Here is an 18,890-nt window from a genome sequence, read left to right as displayed (position 1 = left end):
CGCCGGAGGCCCTCAGCCCGGCAGCGCATTCTTGTAGATCTTGCCGTCCTTCATGATCACGACGAAAGACCGGTGCGGATCAGCGACGAGATTGATGTTCTCGAGCGGGTTGCCGTCGACAAGCAGCAGATCGGCCAGGGCGTTGGGCGCAACCACGCCGAGTTTTCCCGGATAGGGATTGCGCAGGCCGGACAGTTCGAGCAGCCGCGCATTCGTGCTGGTCGCCATGGCCAGGGTTTCGGCGGGGGTGAACCAGCGCGTCCATTTGGCGAGAAGTTCGCCATGCCGCCTCGCAAGCTGCGGCGAAAACAGGATGTCGGTCCCGAAGGCGAGCTTGAGCTTGTATTTCTTCGCCAGCTCGAAGGTCTTCTCCGTGCCGGCAAACACGGTATAGGCCTTGGCCCGCTCGCCCGAGCCCGGCGGAAAGGCCTCCGCCATCTCGTCCGGGAAGGCCTGCGTGCTCAGCCAGATGTCCTTTTCCGCGATCAGCCGCGCCGACGCCTCGTCCATCAGGTGACCGTGCTCGATGCATTTCACCCCGACGGAGATGGCGCGGGTGATCGCCGCCGGCGTGTAGGCGTGGACGGTGACATAGGTCCCCCAGTTCTCGGCGGCCTCCACGGCGGCGCGCAGCTCGTCTGCGGTGAAGGTCGAGACATCGAGCGGACTGAACGGCGAGGCGACGCCGCCGCCGGCCGTCAGCTTGATCTGGGAGGCGCCCTGCATCAGCTGCTCGCGGACGCGCATGCGCACCTCGTCGGGGCTGTCGGCGACCATGCTGCCGCCGACCTGCTCCATCCGCGACAGCGAGCCCTGTGCTCGCGGTAGGTCGGTCAGCTGGCGGAAATCCCCATGCCCGCTGGTCACCGTGATGACTGCACCTGAGGGATAGATGCGGGGCCCTGGCAGCACGCCGCCATCGATGGCCTGCTTGAGGCCGAAGGAAGGGCCGCCCATGTCGCGGACCGTGGTGAAGCCGCGCATCAGGGTCTCAGTCGCCTCGGCGCCGGCCGTCAGATAATTGAAGCCGAGATTGCCGAAGAGCGATTGCGACGGCGTCGAGCGCACCAGCATCGCGTGCCAGTGCATATCGGTCAGCCCCGGCATCAGCGTTCGCCCGCCGCCCGCGATGACCTCGGTGCCGGGCTCCGCAGTGAGCGGCGCCGCCGAGATGCGCTCGATCAGATTGCCGCGGACGAGCACATGCGACGGTGCCGAGAGCCCGCTGCCCGTCCCGTCGAAGATGCGGACGTCCTGGAACAGTGTCGTGCCGGTGCCTGTCGGGGCGCCGACCTGCGCGCGCAGCGGAGATGTCAGGCAAGAGGCCAGAGCCGGAAGAGAGGCGACAAAGCGCCGTCGGGTCAAAAATGCCACGCTGCAACCTCCCGAAGCCAGATGGGGGAACGCCATGCCCGCAGGCTTAAAGGCGTAACCCAGGAGAGCCCGGATGCATACGGCGATCCAGCTCTTTGTTCGAGCATCGGATTCGTCCGAAAACCGGATTCCACTTTCCGGTCCGATGCTCTACAGCGCGCTCTCGTCATGACGCTCCCGTCATCCGCCAGGTTGCGGGCTCAGCGCAGCGACAGGGCAGGGGCGCGAGGACAGGCGACGTGACGGCCACAGCCGCACTCATCCTGCGGTCCGCCTCCTGCGATCGGGCTTGCCTCCAGTCTGATCTGCCCGCCAATCGACAATGCCGGCGGCCCCGCGCAAAATCCGGCGATGATCTTCTTCGAGTCGATCCTGGCCATCATGCTGGGGGCGGTGCTGCTCTCGGCGGGCGCGCGGCGCATCGGCGTGCCTTATCCGGTCGTGCTCGCGGTCGCCGGGACGGCGCTGGCGCTCGTCCCGAACGCACCGGAATTCGCGCTCGATCCCGAACTGGTGCTCGCCCTGTTCGTCGCGCCGATCCTGCTCGACGCCGCCTTCGATACCTCGCCGCGCGACCTGCGCCGGAACTGGCTCTCCGTCGGCAGTCTCGTCGTCGTTGCGGTCGGGGTGACGACGGTCGCGGTAGCGGCGGTCGCCCGGTGGCTAGTGCCGGATCTGCCCTGGGCCGCCGCCGTGGCGCTCGGCGCGATCGTCGCGCCGCCCGATGCTGTCGCGGCGACCGCCGTTCTGCGCCGCCTGCGCCCGCCGCATCGGCTCCTCGTCATCCTGGAAGGCGAAAGCCTGCTCAACGACGCGACCGCGCTCCTGATCTATCGCGTTGCCGTCGGGGCCGTGCTCGTCGGGGGCTTCTCGCCAGCCTCGGCGCTGCCGACCTTCGGCCTCGTCGTCATCGGCAGTATCGGGCTCGGCGCGTTTCTCGGCTGGTCGCTGGTCCGCTTCCTCGGCGCGTTCAAGGACCCGCCGAGCGCCATCATCCTGCAGTTCATCACGACATTCGGGGTCTGGATCCTGGCGGAGCGGCTGCATCTGTCGGGCATCATCACCATCGTCGTCTATGCCATGGTGATTGCGCGCACCGCGCCCGCCCGCACCAGCGCGCGCCTTCGCATCCCGTCCTATGCGGTCTGGGAGACGACCGTCTTCGTGCTCCAGACCCTGGCCTTCGTGCTGATCGGCCTGCAATTGCGGCCTATCCTCGCCAATCTCAGCCCGCGTGAGATCGGCGCCTTTCCCGTCATTGCGCTGGCCGTCCTGGCAACCGTCATCATCGTGCGCCTGAGCTGGGTCATGACCTATCAGGCGATCGCGAAACTGACGCGCCGGGCCACGGAGGGCGCGAAGGACGAGACGCGCCCGGCGTCAACGGCGGGTTCCGACGGCCTGATCATCGCATGGTGCGGCATGCGCGGCATCGTCACGCTTGCCGCCGCCTATGCCCTGCCGGGCGGTTTTCCGCACCGCGACCTGATCCTGCTCTGCGCCTTCACGGTCGTGGTCGGGACGCTCTTGATCCAGGGACTGACCCTGCCGCTCCTGCTGCGCCGGCTGTCGCCGCGGGACGACCGCCCGGTCGAGCGCGAGTTTCGCATGGCGCGAAAGCTCGCCCTCAAGGCGGCCATCGCAACGATCGGCGATGCGCCGTCCGAGGCCGCGCTGGCGGTGCGCCGCGAATATGACGACATGCTCGCGCAGACGCGCGACAGCGACGAGTTCGATACCACGCAGAACCAGCTCCGGCGCGATGCACTCGCCGCGGCGCGCGACAAGGCGCTGGCGCTGCGAAGCGACGGCACGATCGGCGACGATGCCTTCCATCGGCTCGAGGAAGAGCTCGACTGGCTGGAACTGGGCGCAGCAGCAAGGACGGTCGAATGAGCGCGGAACTCGATGTAGTCGTGGTCGGCGCCGGCGCGGCCGGGATCGCGGCAGCGCGACGGCTTGGCGAAGCAGGCCTGTCGCTCGCCGTTATCGAGGCCGGCGACAGGGTCGGCGGCCGCGCCTGGACCATCCGGCACGAGGGTTTGCCGATCGATCTCGGCTGCGGCTGGCTGCACTCCGCCGAGCGCAATCCCTGGACTGCGCTGGCGCCTGACCTCGGCTTCACCATCGACAGGACGCTGCCGCCCTGGGGGCGCCAGTTCAGGAATCTGGGCTTCCCCGCCGCCGATCAGATGGCCGCCCGCGCCGCCTTCACTAGCTTCGAGCAGCGCCTGCGCCGGGCCCCGGCCGGCACTGACCGGGCAGCCGACCTGCTGGAGGAGGGCGGCACCTGGAATCCCTATCTCGAAGCCGTCAGCAGCTATATCAACGGAACCGACCTCAAATCCCTCTCGATCCGCGACTATCTCGCCTTCGCCGATGCGGATACGGGCGTGAACTGGCGCGTCATCGAGGGCTATGGCGCGCTCATCGCCAGGGCGGCATCCGGGCTGCCGATCTCGCTCGGCATGCCCGTCTCGGCAATCGAGGCTGACCAGTCCCAACTCGCCATCGTCACGGGCTCAGGCACGATCAGGGCAGGGGCTGCGATCATCACGGTTTCGACCGATGTCCTTGCCGCGGGAATAATCAAATTGCCGGCGGCGCTTGATGACCGGATCGAGGCGGCGTCCCGCCTGCCGCTCGGCCTCGCCGACAAGGTGTCCTTCGCGATCGATCGCCCGGACGATCTGGAGCCGGACACGCAGGTGCTGGGAAACCCGCATACAGCGAAGACCGGCAGCTACCATTTGCGGCCATTCGGCCGACCCTTGATCGAGGGCTTCATCTGCGGCGCCGCCGCGCGCGAACTCGAAGCGAGCGAGGACATGGTCGCCTTCGCCCAAGACGAGCTCGCCGGCCTGTTCGGCGCCGGCATCCGGCGCCGGCTGAAACCGGTCGCGCAAACGCGCTGGGCGAAATCCCCCTTCATCAGGGGCTCATACAGCCACGCGCTTCCCGGCTGCGTCGAGGCGCGCGCCATTCTGGCAAAGCCAGGGGACGAGCGCATCTTCTTCGCGGGCGAGGCCTGTTCGACGGATGATTTCTCGACCGCGCATGGGGCGTATCAGACGGGGCTCGATGCGGCGGAGGGCGTTTTGAGCAGCCATCATTTCGCGCGCAACGGTGGCCATCTGCGGCGCGATGGGTAAATCGCTGCCACACCCAAGGAAGGCGCTGACCGTTGGCCAGGACGTTCGCGTCCTGATGGGCCGCCAACCGATATAGCCCGTGCAGGCACCCAACGTCAGCTTTTGGCCGACCCTCCCATGCCCGGTTGCGGCGCCTACCGAACCTCATTGATGTAAGCATGCGCGCGCGTACTGGCGCGATGCCGGCCGAGAATGGTCGGCAGGCCCGCCTGATCGTAGGCGACCTCGTCAATGGCGAGCACTGCTTCCGGCCCGGCGAGATCGAGGAGGGCGATGTCCTCATCATTGGCAAGTTCAGCGGTAATCTGCTCGCGAACTGCTGAGATGCGAATGCCGTAATGCTCCAGCAGATGAAGGTAGAGTAGCGGCGGCAGAGCTGCCGGCTCGCGGGGTAGGCTTGGGACTCTTTCTTCTGCGAGCAGCAACTTGTCATGCATGACGGGGCGGCCGTCCGCATGCCGAATGCGGTGGATCGCGACCACACCGCCAGCTCTGATCTGTAGGCGCTGGGCTTGCTCGGGCGTAGCCTGCCGCGTCTCTACCGTCAGGAACTGGCTTGTCGACCGCACCAGGCTGCCGTCAGCCCGGTGGAGACGGAAATACTGGAAGAAGAAGCGCAGCGAATGATGCGGCGCGCGGCCGGTGACGACCGTGCCGGTCTTGCGCCGACGTGACAGCAAACCCTCGGCAACGAGGTCGCTCATCGCCCGGCGCACCGTGCCCACAGCGATGCCAAACCCTTGCGCCAATGCGGTTTCGTTGGGCAGCACCATGCCGGGTTGCCATTCCCCGACGAGGATCGCCTCCGACATATGCCGCTTCACGCGCTCATAGAGCGGTGCGGAATCGAGGGAGACGAGGTTCGGCAGCGTGGACGCCACGTCGCCGCCGCTGATCAATCCCGCGGCAGGCGCGGTCGCTTTTTTGGCATTGACAGGAGGCATGAGGCTGAGTCCTATTTCTATATAGTTTATATGAAAGCTGCTTGAGCGCCAATGGCCATGCACTCCGCTACCTCAGCCATCTCCATGGCAGATCGCGTCCGCGCCGCCCAGCCACCGCGCCGGGGCAGGGCGGTCCGATGAGCCGTGACGGGCAGGAGGCGCGCGAGGCTGTGCGCGAGACGGCGGGGCTGGAGCGCGCCGGCGCCTGGATTGCTGAGGCGGTCGAGGCGGCGATCGCCGATCTCGGAGCGATGATCGCGGTCGATACCTCATTTCCGCCGGGGCAGGGCTATGGCGACTTCGCGACGCTGATAGAGGCGCTGACGCGCCCGCTCGGCTTGGAAACCGAGCGCGTCGATGTGCCGGACGAGCTCTGGCGTGTCCCGAACGGCCCGGCCGCTGGCACCAGGACGAATCTGATTGCGACCGCCAAGACCGGAAAGCCGGTCTGCGGGCTCTATTTCCATGTCGACACGGTCCCGGCCGCACCGGGCTGGACGACCGATCCGCTCTCGATGGCCCGCGATGGCGAACGCCTGATCGGCCTCGGCGCTGCCGACATGAAGGGCTGCATCGCAGCCGTGCTGCTGGCGCTGCGGGCGGCCAAGGCCCGCAACATCGCACTCGCCTATGATCCGATGCTGCTGTTCTGCACCGACGAGGAGGGCGGCCTCTATCCCGGCATCCGCTATCTCGCAGAGCAGGGCCGGCTCGACGGCCCTGTCGGCGCCGAGCTGGGCAGGCTCCACGCTCCCATCATCAATTTCAACGGCAGCGCCGAGGCGCGCATCTGGGCCGGCTGCTTCGGGCTCTTCAACCTGCTGGTGCGGGTCCGCGGGCAGGCGGTCCATGCCGGCGAAGGCAACCGGCGCGGCAGCGGCCTCAACGCGATCGAGGGTTCGCTGCCGCTGCTGAACGCGCTGGCTGGTCTCAAGGCGGAGGTGGCGACCCGCCTGTCCGCACTGCCGCCACCGCCGGGAAAACCGGCACTGGCCGCGCAGCTCAACATCGCGACCATTGGCGGCGGCACGGCCGGCGGGCAGGTGCCGGCCCTGCTCGAACTCACGCTAAACCGCCGCTACATGCCGGAGGAAGCTTTTGAGGACGCGCTGGCCGAGATCGAGGAGACGGTGCGCCGCGCCGTCGCTTCCGTCCCCGGCCTGACCGTCGAGACGGCGCTGATCGGACATCTCGCTCCGACCAGCGATCCGGCCGGGCCGCACTGGCCGCGCTGGCAGGCCGCCGTCGGCGCGGGCTTCGGCTATGCGCCGGAGGATTTCCGCCGCTGGGGCGCGGCGAGCTGCTCTGATTTCGGCTGGGTCCAGCGCGCAACCGGCCGGTCGGAAGTGCTGCTCGGCGGGCTCGGCCGCCCCGACCGCAATATCCACGCGCCGGGCGAGTACACGACGGTCTCCGACATCATCGCGCTGGCGCGCGCCGTGCTCGCCTATCTCGCCGCCGAGTTCAGGCCCGAGCTCAACCCCGACCTTGCCTGACCCCTCTCATATCCCGAAGCTGAAGGAGCGTTCCATGCCGAGCATCCACCGTCGTGATTTCCTCGCCGCCTCCGCCGCCTTCGGCGGGCTTAGCCTGACCGGTCTGCCGGCCTTCGCCCAGAATGCGCCCCGGCGCGGCGGCACCTTGCGCGTCAGCGTCGATCAGGCCGTCTCCAAGCTCAACCCGCTCGTCACCCGGGTGAACCCGGAATATCTCGTTGCCGAACTGCTCTATTCCGGCCTGACGCGCCTGAATCCTGACATGAGCGCCGAGCCCGATCTCGCTGAATCCTGGACGAATTCCGCCGATTTGACCGAATGGAGCTTCGCGCTCCGCAAGGGCCTGACCTTCCATGACGGCTCGGCTTGCACGGCCTCCGATGTGGTCGCGACCTTCGAGGCCATTCTCGACGCCAAGACTGCCTCGCCAGCACGCCAGAATGTCGGGCCGATCGCCAAGGTCGCGGCCAAGGACGACGCGACCGTCGTCTTCACCCTGTCGGCGCCCTTCGCCGATCTGCCGGTGACGCTAGCCTATACCAACGCCAAGATCGTGCCGGCTGCCGTCATCAAGGGCGGGCTGGAGAAGCTTGACCGCCAGGCGATCGGCACCGGCCCGTTCAAGCTCGTCTCCTTCGAGCCGGAGCGGCAGATCGTGGTCGCCCGCAACGAGGCCTATTACGACAAGGCACGGCCCTATCTCGACAAGGTCGAGGTCGTGGTCTTCCCCGATGTCAGTGCCGAAGCCTCGGCGCTGATCGCCGGCGATACCGATCTGATCAGCACCACGCCGCCGACCGAGTTCGGCCGGCTGCAGAAGGCCTCGGGCGTCAAGGCGCTGCGCGTGCCGTCGGGCCAGTTCTGCAACGTCAATTTCGGCTGCGACCAAAAACCCTTTAACGATGTGCGCGTGCGCCAGGCGCTGGCGCTCACCGTCGATCGCGCCGCGATGGTCGATTTCGTCACCGAGGGCTTTGGCTCGCCCGGCAACGATACCCCGCTCAGCCCGGCCTATCGCTTCTTCGCCGAGCTGCCGGCGAAGAAGGCCGACATCGCCAAGGCCAAGGCGCTGCTGGCGGAGGCCGGCTATCCCAAGGGGCTGGAAGCGACGCTGATCGCCTCGGATCGTCCGGGCCAACGCACGCAGCTGGCCGTGGCCCTGCGCGAGATGGCCAAGCCCGCCGGTTTCGACATCAAGGTCGAGACTATGCCGCACGCGACCTATCTCGACCAGGTCTGGAAGAAGGGCTCGTTCTATGTCGGCTTCTACAACATGCAGGCGACGGCCGACGCCATCTTCTCGCTGCTCTACACCTCGAACGCTGCCTGGAACGAGACGCGCTGGAACAATACCGCCTTCGACAAGCTGATCTTCGAGGCGCGCGCCACGGTCGACGAGACCAAGCGCCGCGCGCTCTACGCGCAGGCGCAGAAGCTGATGTATGACGAGGTGCCCTCGATCATTCCCGCTTTCTTCGACCTGCTCGGCGGACAGCGCGATTGGGTACAGGGCTACCAGCTGCATCCGCGCGGCGCCGTCTTCCGGCTGGATTTCGTCTCGCTCGGCGCCAACGCGCCGAAGCGCGGCTGAGCCCGTTCCAAAGCGAGAGACGGCTTCACCGATCAGATTGATTCAATCTGATCGGATCCGGCTCCAAGCGAAAAGCGAGGCATAAGCGCGTGTCGCCCGCCTATATCCTCAAAAGGATCCTGCTGATAGGCTACACGCTGCTGGTCGTGTCGCTGATCGTCTTCGCGATCACCCAGATCCTGCCGGCGGATGCTGCGGTCATGATGCTGGGTGAGAACGCGACGCCGGATGCGCTCGCGGCGCTGCGCGTCAAGATGGGGCTGAACGACCCGATCTGGCTGCAGTACCTGCACTGGCTCGCAGGCGTCCTGCACGGCGATTTCGGCCTCTCGATGCGCACCGGCCAGCCGGTTGCGCCCGCAATGCTCGAGGCGCTCGGGCGCTCGCTGCTGCTGGCGCTGTTCTCGATCGTGCTGATGCTGGTGCTGGCGATCCCGCTCGGCATTATCGCGGCGGTGCGACGCGGCCGGGCCGCCGATCTGGGGGTGAGCTTTCTCTCCTATGTCGGTGTTTCGCTTCCGGAATTCGTCACCGCCACGCTCGTCGTGCTGGTGCTGGCGGATTGGCTGCAATGGCTGCCGGCGACGGGCTATGTGCCGCTGACCGAGGATCCGCTGCGCGGCCTCAGGCATCTCGTCCTGCCGGTGCTGACCGTCTCGCTGATCCTGATCGCCCATGTCTCGCGCATGGTGCGCTCCGAACTGGTCGATGTGCTGCATTCCGACTATATCCGCGCAGCGCGCCTCAAGGGCCTGTCGAAGCGGCAAGTGCTGTTCAAGCACGCGCTGCGCAATGCGCTGCTGCCGACCATCACCATCGTCGCGCTCGATGTCGGCTATCTGCTCGGCGGCGTCATCGTCGTCGAGGAGATTTTTGCGCTGCCGGGCATCGGGCGCCAGCTCATCGTCGCGATCCAGGCGCGCGACCTGCCATCCATCCAGGCCGGCGCGCTGATCCTTGCGACGACCTACGCCGTCGCCAATTTCCTCGCCGACATCGCCTATGCCTGGCTCGACCGGAGGATCCAGTATGATTGAGATCCTCAAGCGGATGCTGCGTTCGCCGCAAGGTGCGCTCGGCCTGATCATCGTCGGCCTGATCCTGCTCGCCGTTATCGTCGGGCCGTGGTTTGCGCCCTACGACCCCGAGAAGATGGCGCCGCTGATGCGCTACAAGCCGCCGAGCGCGCAGTTCTGGCTCGGAACCGACCAGTATGGCCGCGATATCCTGAGCCGCCTGCTGCATGGGGCACGCGCCACGGTCGTCATGGCGGTGATCGCAACTGCGCTCGGCACGCTGGTCGGCGCCGTGGTCGGCACGGTCTCGGCCTTTCTCGGCGGGCGCAGCGACGAGGCGATCATGCGCACTGTCGATGCCATCATGTCGATCCCGAGCCTGCTGCTGGCGCTGCTGATCGTGAACCTGCTCGGCAAGAGCAGCATGAACGCACTTCTCGCCATCGCGCTCGCCTTCGCGCCCGGCATGGCGCGGGTGACACGCTCGGTCGCGCTCGCCGTGCGCAAGCAGGACTATGTCAACGCCGCCATCGCGCGCGGCGAGAGCGCCGCCTATATCGTCGGGCGCGAGATGCTGCCGAATGTCGTCGCCCCGATCGTCGTCGAGATGACGATCCGCGTCGCCTTCGCGGTGATGCTGTTTGCGACGCTCTCCTTCCTTGGGCTCGGCGCCCAGCCACCGGCCTCGGAATGGGGGCTGATGGTCGCGGAGGCCCGCCGCTTCATGCATCTGAGCCCCTGGATGATCCTGTGGCCGAGCCTTGCCGTCGCGCTGGTCGCGATCGGTTTCAACCTGCTCGGCGATGGCTTGCGCGACGCGCTGAACCCGAGGAGCTGAGGTGATGGCGACCCCGATCCTCGACATTGCCGGCTACGGCCTCGACTACGCGACGCCTGCGGGCTTTACCCGCGCGCTCGACGACGTGACGCTCTCCATCGCCCGGGGCGAGGTGCTCGGCCTCGTCGGCGAATCCGGCTCGGGCAAGACCTCGCTCGCCTGGGCGATCATGCGCCACCTGCCGAAGAGCGCGCGCGAGGCCGGTGCCATCCGGCTGACCGGGCAGGATCTGCTGAAGGTCTCGGAAGACGAGATCGAGGCGATCCGCGGCAAGCGCATCGGCATGGTCTTCCAGGATCCGAGCACCTCGCTTAACCCGACGCTCTCGCTTGGTACGCAACTGGCCGAGGTGCTGGTGCGCCATCGCGGCCTGACGCCCAGGCAGGCCTGGGCCGAGGGCGAGGAGCGTCTCGCCCATGTCGGCCTGAAGGTGCCCGGCCAGATGATGCGACGCTATCCGCACGAGGCCTCGGGTGGCGAGAAGCAGCGCGTCGTCATCGCGACCGCCTTCGCCTGCCAGCCGGAATGCATCATCTTCGACGAACCGACGACGGCGCTCGACGTGATCACGGCCCGCCAGATCCTCGACCTGTTCAAGGAACTGCAGGCTGAGACCGGCGTCGCCTCGCTCTATATCTCGCATGATCTCGCGCTCGTCTCGCAGATCGCGACCAAGGTCGCGGTGATCCATCGCGGCAAGATCGTCGAGCAGGGCGCGGTCGGCGAAGTCTTCGCCCGCCCGCGCGACGCCTATACGCAAAAGCTGCTCGCCGCCGTGCCCCGGCCCGACCACCGCCTCGTCGAGACGGCGAAGCCTGCCGCCGGCACGCCGCTGGTCGAGGTCGAGAAGGTCAGCGTCCATTACGGCCGCAAACCCTTTCTCGGCCGGCTGCTCGGGCGCGCCAACACTCAGTTCACCGGCAATCGCGAGGTCAGCCTCTCGGTGATGCCGGGCGAGATCCTCGGCATCGTCGGCGAGTCCGGTTCGGGCAAGTCGACGCTCGCCAGGGCGATGACCGGCCTCAACCGCTTCGAGGGCGAGATCCGCTTCGCCGGGCGCCGGATCGCGGGGCTCCACGACATGGACCGCGCCTATCGCCGCGACGTCCAGATCATCTTCCAGCATCCGGATTCCTCGCTCAATCCGCGCCAGCGCATTCGCGAGATCCTGTCGCGGCCGCTCGAACTCTATGGCGAGCCGGGCGCGCGCAAGGATGCGGCTGCTATCGGCGAACTGCTGGAGCAGGTCAGGCTGCCGGCCGCTTTCGCGGACCGTTATCCGCATCAGCTTTCCGGCGGCGAGAAGCAGCGCGTCGCGATCGCGCGCGCCTTCGCCTCGAAGCCAAAACTCGTGATCTGCGACGAGATCACCTCGGCGCTCGATGTCTCCGTGCAGGCCTCGGTGGTCGAGCTCCTGGTCGACCTGCAGAAGCGCTTCGGCACGGCCTATCTCTTCATCACCCACGATCTCAACCTGGTGCGGCAGATCGCTCACCGGGTCGCGGTGATGTATCGCGGCGACCTCGTCGACCTCGTCGATGTCACCGCGCTGACCGACGGAACCCTCCACCCCTATACCCGCTCCCTGCTCGACGCCGTGCCGGCTCCGGCCGCGGCGGCAGCCTGACATTCGAGGCCCTGACGATGAATCCCCGCGACCTGATCCATTCCCTCGATGAGAAGGCCTGCCTCGCGCTCCTCTCAGACTGGGCGAGGCACAAGAGCTATTCCGAGACCGACGGCGAGCGGGCGCTCGTCCATCATGTCGTCGACCAGATGAAGGCGATGGGCATCGAGGCGGAGGCGCAGGCCTTCGATGAGGGCCGCCGCGCCAATGCCATCGGGCGCTGGAAGGGGACAGGCGGCGGCAAGAGCCTGATGTTCAACGGCCATCTCGACACCAACCCGGCAACCGAGGGCTGGACGGTCGATCCCTGGGGCGGGCTCGTCGACGACGAGTTCATCTACGGCATCGGCGTATCCAACATGAAGGCGGGCGACGCGGCCTCCTATTGCGCGGTGAAGACGCTGCTCGATGCCGGCGTGAAGCTGAAGGGCGACGTCGTCCTGACTTATGTCGTCGGCGAGCTTCAGGGCGGGGTCGGCACCGTCGCTGCGATCCGCAGCGGCATCCGCGCCGACTATTTCGTCAACAGCGAGCCGACCGACGTGCAGGCCGTGACCATGCACGCCTGCGCCTTCTCCTTCGTCATCGAACTCGTCGGCAACACGCGCCATCTCTCGAAGCGCGAGCAGGCGGTCGACGCGGTCATGGCGGCCTGCGACCTGATCCCGCGGCTGAACGGCATGACCTTCTCCGGCGCTCTGACCGCCGAGCATGAATCGATCAACCGCGTCCATGTCGGCGTCGTCCATGGCGCGCTCGGCAAGGAACTGCACGAGTGGCGCGCGCCGCAGGTCGCCGACTATTGCAAGCTCAAGGGTTCCGGCCGCTATGCGCCCGGCCAGACGCAAGAAGGCGCGCTCGCCGACATGCAGCGCGAGCTCGCCGCGCTGGAGGCCCGCTTCCCCGGCCTGAAGACCACGATCCGCATCGAGAAGAAGGAAGGCCACCAGTCGATGCCGGCCTTCGAGGTCGCCAGGGACGCGCGCATCGTCAAGACGGTCAATGCGGCCTATGAGGCGGTGCGCGGCGAAAAGCAGCCGACCGGCGCGATCAAGCCGCCGGGCTTCTTCGGCACCGATGCCGGCCATCTCTATGCCGAAGCCGGTATGGAAGGCATCGTCTGCGGGCCCGGCGGGCGCTACAACACCATGCCCGACGAGCGCGTCGAGATCCGCGACTTCCTCGACATGGTCCGCATCTACATGCTGACCATCCTGGATATCTGCGAGGTGGCGTGAGCCCGCTCTTCTCGCGCGAGGAATTTGCGGGGCGGGTGGCGCGTGCCCGCGCCGCGATGGCGGAAGTCGGCGCGGAGCTTCTGCTGGTCGACCATGCCGAATGCTTGGCATGGCTGACAGGCTTCACGGTCTCGGAGACAATGTATCGCGCGGCTTTCCTGCCGCTCGAGGGCGAGCCGTGGTTCGTCCTGCGGGAGCTCGACGCCGGGCCCTGCCGCGCCGCCTGTTGGTTTGCCGATATCGTCGGGTTTCCCGATACGGCTGAGCCCCACGCCGTGATGGCCGATGAAATCCGTCGACGGGGCCTCGGCAACGCGCGGATCGACGCCGATCATCTCTCCTATGGCTTTACGGCCGCGACGCGCGACCGGTTCGCGGCGCTTCTGCCGCAGGCTCGCTTTGTCGACCTGCCGCAGGCGAGCGACCTGCTCCGGGCCGTGAAGTCGCCGGCCGAGATCAACCAGATCGGCCAGGCCGCCAGCATCGCCGACAAGGCGATGAGGTCAATCGCGGAAAGGGCGCGGCCCGGGCTTTCGCCAAGGGCAGCCTCAGCCGTCGCCGCTGCCTGCTTTCTCGAGAACGGCGCCGATACAGGCGAAACCGGCCCGATCCTGCCCGGCATTGGCGACCACGAATTCCTGCACGGCGTGATGACGGCGCAGCCGCTCGGCGAGAGCGACATCCTCCATGTCGAACTGATCCCGAAACTGCGCAATTACGGCGCCCGACTGATGCGTCCGGTGCTTATCGGCGGGGACGAGCGTGGACTTTCACTGCTCGCCGAGCGTCTGGTCGCGCTCCAGGACGAGCAGTTCGCAGCCATGCGTCCGGGCGCCCTGGCCTGCGAGATCGATGCCGTGCTGCGTGAAGCCGTGCTTCGTGAGGGTTTGCGTCCTGCCTACGATAACGTCACCGGCTACACGCTCGGCCTCTACGCCCGCACCCCGCGGCCCAGCGACTTCTCTCGCGTGTTCCTGCCGAACGCGCGCTGGAGACTCGAAGAGGGCATGGTCTTTCACATGTATGTGACGGCCGGCGGCCTGGGATTCAGCGAAACCATCGTAGTCGAAACCGATGGCTGCAGGAGAATGAGCTCGCTGCCCCGCAAGCTGCTCTCAAGCACCGTGCATTGAAGCTTCGTCCTTCATCGGTTTCGGTCTGGGTCCGGATTGCGATTTGGTAAGGTGCCCTTGGCTCCAATGTTGCGGCGAATGTCCGCTCAGCAACAGGCGCCGAATGTTGGAACTTGACGCAATACGGACGGGTGTGGCTGCAAAGTCGAACGCCTGCGAACGGAGAGGGCAAGGCGGCTCGTCCCCGCGCCGCGTGGGCGATCTCTGGCGTGGGCGAGGCGTGCGGTTCCGTAGGCTAGAGATCAAGGCCGGGCGTTCGGTCCGGCGCAGGCGCCGCTGAGGGGCGCGTGGTCGGCGCCACCCTCTGATCCCCCCCTCAGCCGGCCGAACCTGCGGTGACCGAGCGCCTCCAGCCCGGTGCACAACGCCCGCGCGGCAAGCCACGTCATCTCGCAAAATACATTTGTGTCATAAAACATTCATTTGTATGATCCACTGCAAAAGCACTGCCCTGCATCTGACGGCGGCAGGCCGCTTCCTACCGGGAGCGCCCTTTGGGAGGGGACCATGCAGCGGCTCGTGCAGATTTCCGACACCCATCTCAGCCCGGGCAAGCCGCATTTTGCCTGCAACTGGGAGCCGCTGAGAGCCTGGCTGGCGGGGCAGGGGCCGGACCTCGTCATTCATACCGGGGATGTCACGGTCGATGGCGCCGATGTCGACGAGGATATGCGCCATTGCCGCGAATTGCTGGACGGGCTCGGCTTGCCGGTGCTGAGCATTCCCGGCAATCATGATGTCGGCGAGGCCTGGCATCCGCATCAGCCGGTCAATGCAGAGCGTCTCGCGCGCTGGCGCAGCCATCTCGGCGCGGATTTCTGGAGCCGCGATATCGAGGGCTTCAGGCTGATCGGCCTGAATTCCATGCTGTTCGGCAGCGACGAGGCGGATGAGGAGCGCCAGCTCGCCTGGCTCGAGCGCGAGATCGCCGAGGCCGAGGGGCGCCGTCTCGGCTGGTTCCTGCACCGGCCGCTCTTCGTCGAGACGCCGGATGAAGGCGACAAGGGCTATTGGAGCGTGCCGCCGAGGCCCCGGGCCCATCTGCTCGATCTCGTGCGGAGGCATGACGTCGCCTTCGTCGCCAGCGGCCATCTGCACCGGGCCCATGATTTCATGATCGATGGCACGCGCTACATCTGGGGGCCGTCCTCGGGCTTCGTCGTCGGCCCCGAATTGCAGCCCGGCATGGCCGGTTCAAGCACGCTCGGCGCCGTCACTTATAGCTTCGACGGTCGGGATTTCACCGCCGCGATCCATGAAATTCCCGCGCTGACAACGCTCTGGATCGACGATGTGATCCACGAGGTCTACCCGCCGCGCGCCGCCTGACGACGCCGTCGGCCGCGCCTCGCGGCCGCGTTCGACACCGCCCCGCCATCCCTCACAGTTCAAGAGGCGAACGACATGGCCACAGTCGCACTGTCTTCCATCGCCAAGGCGTTTGGGCCGACACAGGTGCTCGGCGGGGTCGAACTCGACATTGCCGATGGCGAATTCCTGACGCTGGTCGGCCCCTCCGGCTGCGGAAAATCGACCCTGATCCGGATCATCGCCGGGCTGGAACAGCAGGATTCCGGCAGCGTCGCCATTGGCGGGGCCAGCGTGGATCATCTGCGCCCGCATGAGCGGCGCGTCGCGATGGTGTTCCAGTCCTATGCGCTCTATCCGCATATGAGCGTGCGGGCGAATATCGCGCTGCCGCTGACGATGGCGCGGCTGAAACTCTGGCAGCGCCTGCCGCTGCTCCGCCTGCTCTCGGGCCAGCGGCGCAAGGCCATGGCCGGCATCATGACGGATGTCGACGCGGTCGCGACCCAGCTCCAGCTCGGCCATCTGCTCGACCGCAAGCCGGCCCAGCTCTCGGGCGGCCAGCGCCAGCGCGTTGCGCTCGGGCGCGCCATGGTGCGCAGCCCCGATGTCTTCCTGATGGACGAGCCTCTGTCCAATCTCGACGCCAAGCTGCGCGTCCATATGCGCACCGAGCTGGCGGAGCTGCACAAGCGCCTGGGCGCGACCTTCATCTATGTCACGCATGACCAGGTCGAGGCGATGACGATGTCGGACCGCGTCGCGATGATGGATTCAGGCGAGATTCTGCAGCTCGGCACGCCTTCGCAGCTCTATGAGAAACCGGCCTCGCTCAAGGTCGCGCAGTTCATCGGCAGCCCGGCGATCAACCTCCTGCCCGCGACGGTCGGCACTGCAGGCCGCCTCGAATTGTTTGGCCGGCCAATGGCGCTTGCGGTGGCGCCGGCGGCGGGGCAGGCGGTCACCCTCGGCATCCGCGCGGAGGCGCTGACGCTTATCCATGGCGAGCCGGCCGGCGCAGGCCGCGCCTGGTTCTCGGCGCGGCTCAGGCGCAAGGAGAATCTCGGCTCCGAATATATCCTGCATTTCGATCTCGCCGGGCGCGATGCACCGGGCGTCACCATGCGCGCGAGCCCCGCGGTCGCCGCCGGCGTCAACGAGGCGGCCGAGGTCACGCTCGGCTTCGATGAAGCGGCGAGCCATATCTTCGATGCCGACGGCGACAGGCTCGAGCCGCGCGGGCAGGGCGGCGCCTCCGTCGTGCCGCTGAGGGCCTGAGCATGACGCTTGCCCTCTCATCGCCCGCCGCTTTCGCGCCAGTCGCCCGCCGGCGGGCCTTGATCGAGCGGCTGACCGGGCTCGGCTTCGCGCTGCCGGCCTTCATCCTGCTGCTGCTGACGATCCTGCTGCCGCTTGCGGTGCTGATGCTGCTCAGCCTGACGAATTACGAGTTCGGCGGCGTCGACATGGACTGGGTCGGCCTCGCCAATTTCCAGAAGGCGCCGGCCGATCCGATCATCCGGCGCTCTGTCGTCAACACCTTGCTCTATGTCGCGATCGTCGTGCCGGGCGGCGTCTTCGGCGCGCTGCTGATCGCGGTCATGGTGCATCGGCGCCGCCGCAGCCGGTCCTTCTACGAGGTGATCTATTTCCTGCCGGTGACCTCGACGCTGATCGCGATGGCGACCGTCTGGCAGTTCCTGCTCCACCCCTCGCTCGGCCCGGTCAATGGTCTCCTGAAATGGCTCGGCTTTGCGCCGGTCGCCTTCCTGAGCGAGCCATCGACGGCGCTGGCGACGCTGGCCGTGATCGGCATCTGGCAGCTGCTCGGCTTCAACATGATCCTGTTCCTCGCCGGGCTGACCGCGATCCCGCGCGATCTCTACGAGGCGGCCGATATCGATGGCTGCTCCAGCGGCATCGACCGCTTCCTTACCATCACCTGGCCGCTGCTCGGGCCGACAACGATGTTCGTGCTCGTCACCACGATGATCACCGCCTTCAAGATTTTTGACACGGTGGCGGTGATGACGCGCGGTGGCCCGGTCGGCTCCACCGAGGTGCTGCTCTACAACATCTATCTCGAAGGCTTTCAGTATTTCCACACCGGCTATGCCGCGGCGCTGACCTTCATCTTCCTCGCCTTCATCCTCGTCTTCTCGGCCGTGCAGACCTTCGCGCTGGACAAGAAGGTGCATTACTGATGGCCGCTCCTGCGCTTGCCCCCGCCGCCGTCACGCCCGTGCATTCGGTGCTGCGCCGTTTCCTTTCGCTCGCCCTGGTCCATGGCGTGCTGATCGCGGGCGCCATCTTCATGCTGGCGCCCTTCATCTGGATGCTGGTGACCTCGATCAAGCCGCCGGCCGAGATCTTCAGCGCCGAGATCTCGCTCTGGCCAAAGCAGTTCTACGGCCTGCAGAATTACGGTTTCGCGATGGAGAAGGCGCCGCTGCTCCGCTTCGCGCTGAACGGCGTCATCCTCTGCGCCGGCATCCTCGTCGTGCAACTGCTGGTGGCCATTCCCTGCGCCTATGCCCTGGCGAAGCTGAACTTTCCCGGCCGCAACGCGCTCTTCGTCCTGGTGCTGCTCGGGCTCTGCATCCCCGTGCAGGTGCCGGCCATGCCGCTCTATATCGCGCTCGCCCAGCTCGGCCTGCTCAACACCTATTTCTCGATGATGGTGCCGTTCTTCCTCTCGGTCTTCGCCATCTTCCTGTTCCGCCAGTTCTTCCGCAGCTTCCCGGACGACATCATCAACGCGGCAAGGCTCGACGGCATGAGTGAGTTCGAGATCGTCTGGCGCATCGTGACGCCAAGCGCCTGGCCGGCCATCGCCGCCTTCTCGGTCTTCTCGGCGGTGGCGCACTGGAACGACCTGTACTGGCCGCTGATCGTCATTTCCGATGCCAAGCTCGCCCCGCCGCCGCTCGGGATGATGTTCTTCGCCGATGCCGAGACCGGCTCGAATTACGGCGCGCTCACTGCCGCGGCGACGATCCTGACCGCGCCGCTCGTCCTCGCTTTCCTCATCGCCAGACGGAGGTTTATCGACGGCATCACGATGACCGGGGTGAAGTAGGCAGGCTCCGACAAGGACCGGCACTGCCAAGCTCCAACCGCAAGACGCTCAGGCCTGACGCATCGATTCAACCCGGCAGCTTCGCTGTCCATGT

Annotated in this window: 15 protein-coding genes; 13 read left to right on the top strand and 2 right to left on the bottom strand. The window is 66.8% G+C overall.

Translation table 11 applies throughout. The annotated features are described in order from the left end of the window. Nucleotides 1-12 precede the first annotated feature (12 nt). Nucleotides 13-1,410, bottom strand: a complete 1,398-nt coding sequence (locus AB4118_RS03405; protein ID WP_441488405.1) for a metal-dependent hydrolase family protein — start codon at nucleotides 1,408-1,410, stop codon at nucleotides 13-15. A gap of 315 nt (nucleotides 1,411-1,725) precedes the next feature. On the opposite strand from AB4118_RS03405, the gene AB4118_RS03400 reads away from it, so the two are divergent. Together AB4118_RS03400 and AB4118_RS03395 are read left to right on the top strand one after the other, a co-directional pair. Beyond that, nucleotides 1,726-3,270 (top strand): cation:proton antiporter, encoded by a 1,545-nt coding sequence (locus AB4118_RS03400; protein WP_441488404.1) that lies wholly within the window; start codon nucleotides 1,726-1,728, stop codon nucleotides 3,268-3,270. Further along, entirely contained in the window at nucleotides 3,267-4,526 is a 1,260-nt protein-coding gene (locus tag AB4118_RS03395; protein WP_441488403.1) for a flavin monoamine oxidase family protein, read from the top strand. The genes AB4118_RS03400 and AB4118_RS03395 overlap by 4 nt, the downstream gene beginning before the upstream one ends. A 134-nt stretch (nucleotides 4,527-4,660) precedes the next feature. On the opposite strand, the gene AB4118_RS03390 is transcribed toward AB4118_RS03395, so the two are convergent. Then, nucleotides 4,661-5,425 (bottom strand): GntR family transcriptional regulator, encoded by a 765-nt coding sequence (locus AB4118_RS03390; RefSeq protein ID WP_441488402.1) that lies wholly within the window; start codon nucleotides 5,423-5,425, stop codon nucleotides 4,661-4,663. A 182-nt stretch (nucleotides 5,426-5,607) separates the two neighbouring features. Between AB4118_RS03390 and AB4118_RS03385 the strand changes: the two genes are divergently transcribed. The 11 genes from AB4118_RS03385 to AB4118_RS03335 all read left to right on the top strand — a co-directional run bounded on the left by AB4118_RS03385 (nucleotide 5,608) and on the right by AB4118_RS03335 (nucleotide 18,796). After that, entirely contained in the window at nucleotides 5,608-6,966 is a 1,359-nt protein-coding gene (locus tag AB4118_RS03385) for a M20 family metallopeptidase (RefSeq protein ID WP_441488401.1), read from the top strand. 34 nt (nucleotides 6,967-7,000) lie between these two features. Then, nucleotides 7,001-8,557 (top strand): ABC transporter substrate-binding protein, encoded by a 1,557-nt coding sequence (locus tag AB4118_RS03380; RefSeq protein ID WP_441488400.1) that lies wholly within the window; start codon nucleotides 7,001-7,003, stop codon nucleotides 8,555-8,557. An 89-nt stretch (nucleotides 8,558-8,646) separates the two neighbouring features. Beyond that, nucleotides 8,647-9,594, top strand: a complete 948-nt coding sequence (locus AB4118_RS03375) for an ABC transporter permease (RefSeq protein WP_441488399.1) — start codon at nucleotides 8,647-8,649, stop codon at nucleotides 9,592-9,594. Continuing rightward, nucleotides 9,587-10,411, top strand: coding sequence for an ABC transporter permease (locus AB4118_RS03370; protein ID WP_441488398.1), 825 nt, complete (start codon nucleotides 9,587-9,589; stop codon nucleotides 10,409-10,411). Before AB4118_RS03375 ends, AB4118_RS03370 begins: the two co-directional genes overlap by 8 nt. Before the next feature lie 4 nt (nucleotides 10,412-10,415). Beyond that, the gene (locus AB4118_RS03365) at nucleotides 10,416-12,038 is read left to right on the top strand and encodes a dipeptide ABC transporter ATP-binding protein (RefSeq protein ID WP_441488397.1); all 1,623 of its coding nucleotides are present in this window, start codon (nucleotides 10,416-10,418) and stop codon (nucleotides 12,036-12,038) included. Between the two features lie 17 nt (nucleotides 12,039-12,055). After that, a complete protein-coding gene (locus tag AB4118_RS03360; RefSeq protein ID WP_441488396.1) occupies nucleotides 12,056-13,276 on the top strand; it encodes a M20 family metallopeptidase in 1,221 nt (406 codons plus the stop codon). Then, nucleotides 13,273-14,409: a M24 family metallopeptidase gene (locus AB4118_RS03355; protein WP_441488395.1), complete on the top strand. Its 1,137-nt coding sequence runs from the start codon at nucleotides 13,273-13,275 to the stop codon at nucleotides 14,407-14,409. Before AB4118_RS03360 ends, AB4118_RS03355 begins: the two co-directional genes overlap by 4 nt. Nucleotides 14,410-14,916: 507 nt before the next feature. After that, entirely contained in the window at nucleotides 14,917-15,738 is an 822-nt protein-coding gene (locus AB4118_RS03350; protein WP_441488394.1) for a metallophosphoesterase family protein, read from the top strand. A gap of 75 nt (nucleotides 15,739-15,813) precedes the next feature. Further along, nucleotides 15,814-16,995: an ABC transporter ATP-binding protein gene (locus tag AB4118_RS03345; protein WP_441488393.1), complete on the top strand. Its 1,182-nt coding sequence runs from the start codon at nucleotides 15,814-15,816 to the stop codon at nucleotides 16,993-16,995. 2 nt (nucleotides 16,996-16,997) lie between these two features. Beyond that, nucleotides 16,998-17,921: a carbohydrate ABC transporter permease gene (locus AB4118_RS03340; RefSeq protein WP_441488392.1), complete on the top strand. Its 924-nt coding sequence runs from the start codon at nucleotides 16,998-17,000 to the stop codon at nucleotides 17,919-17,921. A 110-nt stretch (nucleotides 17,922-18,031) separates the two neighbouring features. After that, the gene (locus tag AB4118_RS03335) at nucleotides 18,032-18,796 is read left to right on the top strand and encodes a carbohydrate ABC transporter permease (RefSeq protein ID WP_441488829.1); all 765 of its coding nucleotides are present in this window, start codon (nucleotides 18,032-18,034) and stop codon (nucleotides 18,794-18,796) included. Nucleotides 18,797-18,890: the final 94 nt, after the last annotated feature.

The organism is Allobosea sp. 2RAB26, assembly GCF_052115465.1.
Taxonomy (GTDB): Bacteria; Pseudomonadota; Alphaproteobacteria; order Rhizobiales; family Beijerinckiaceae; genus Allobosea.
Note: the sequence above shows the minus strand (reverse complement) of the source record. Positions and strands in the feature narration are given on the sequence as shown.

Coding starts and splice junctions, on each gene's coding strand:
- AB4118_RS03405 (WP_441488405.1), bottom strand. CDS start 1,410: ATGGCGTTCCCCCATCTGGCTTCGGGAGGTTGCAGCGTGGCATTTTTG.
- AB4118_RS03400 (WP_441488404.1), top strand. CDS start 1,726: ATGATCTTCTTCGAGTCGATCCTGGCCATCATGCTGGGGGCGGTGCTG.
- AB4118_RS03395 (WP_441488403.1), top strand. CDS start 3,267: ATGAGCGCGGAACTCGATGTAGTCGTGGTCGGCGCCGGCGCGGCCGGG.
- AB4118_RS03385 (WP_441488401.1), top strand. CDS start 5,608: ATGAGCCGTGACGGGCAGGAGGCGCGCGAGGCTGTGCGCGAGACGGCG.
- AB4118_RS03380 (WP_441488400.1), top strand. CDS start 7,001: ATGCCGAGCATCCACCGTCGTGATTTCCTCGCCGCCTCCGCCGCCTTC.
- AB4118_RS03370 (WP_441488398.1), top strand. CDS start 9,587: ATGATTGAGATCCTCAAGCGGATGCTGCGTTCGCCGCAAGGTGCGCTC.
- AB4118_RS03365 (WP_441488397.1), top strand. CDS start 10,416: ATGGCGACCCCGATCCTCGACATTGCCGGCTACGGCCTCGACTACGCG.
- AB4118_RS03360 (WP_441488396.1), top strand. CDS start 12,056: ATGAATCCCCGCGACCTGATCCATTCCCTCGATGAGAAGGCCTGCCTC.
- AB4118_RS03350 (WP_441488394.1), top strand. CDS start 14,917: ATGCAGCGGCTCGTGCAGATTTCCGACACCCATCTCAGCCCGGGCAAG.
- AB4118_RS03345 (WP_441488393.1), top strand. CDS start 15,814: ATGGCCACAGTCGCACTGTCTTCCATCGCCAAGGCGTTTGGGCCGACA.
- AB4118_RS03340 (WP_441488392.1), top strand. CDS start 16,998: ATGACGCTTGCCCTCTCATCGCCCGCCGCTTTCGCGCCAGTCGCCCGC.
- AB4118_RS03335 (WP_441488829.1), top strand. CDS start 18,032: ATGCTGGCGCCCTTCATCTGGATGCTGGTGACCTCGATCAAGCCGCCG.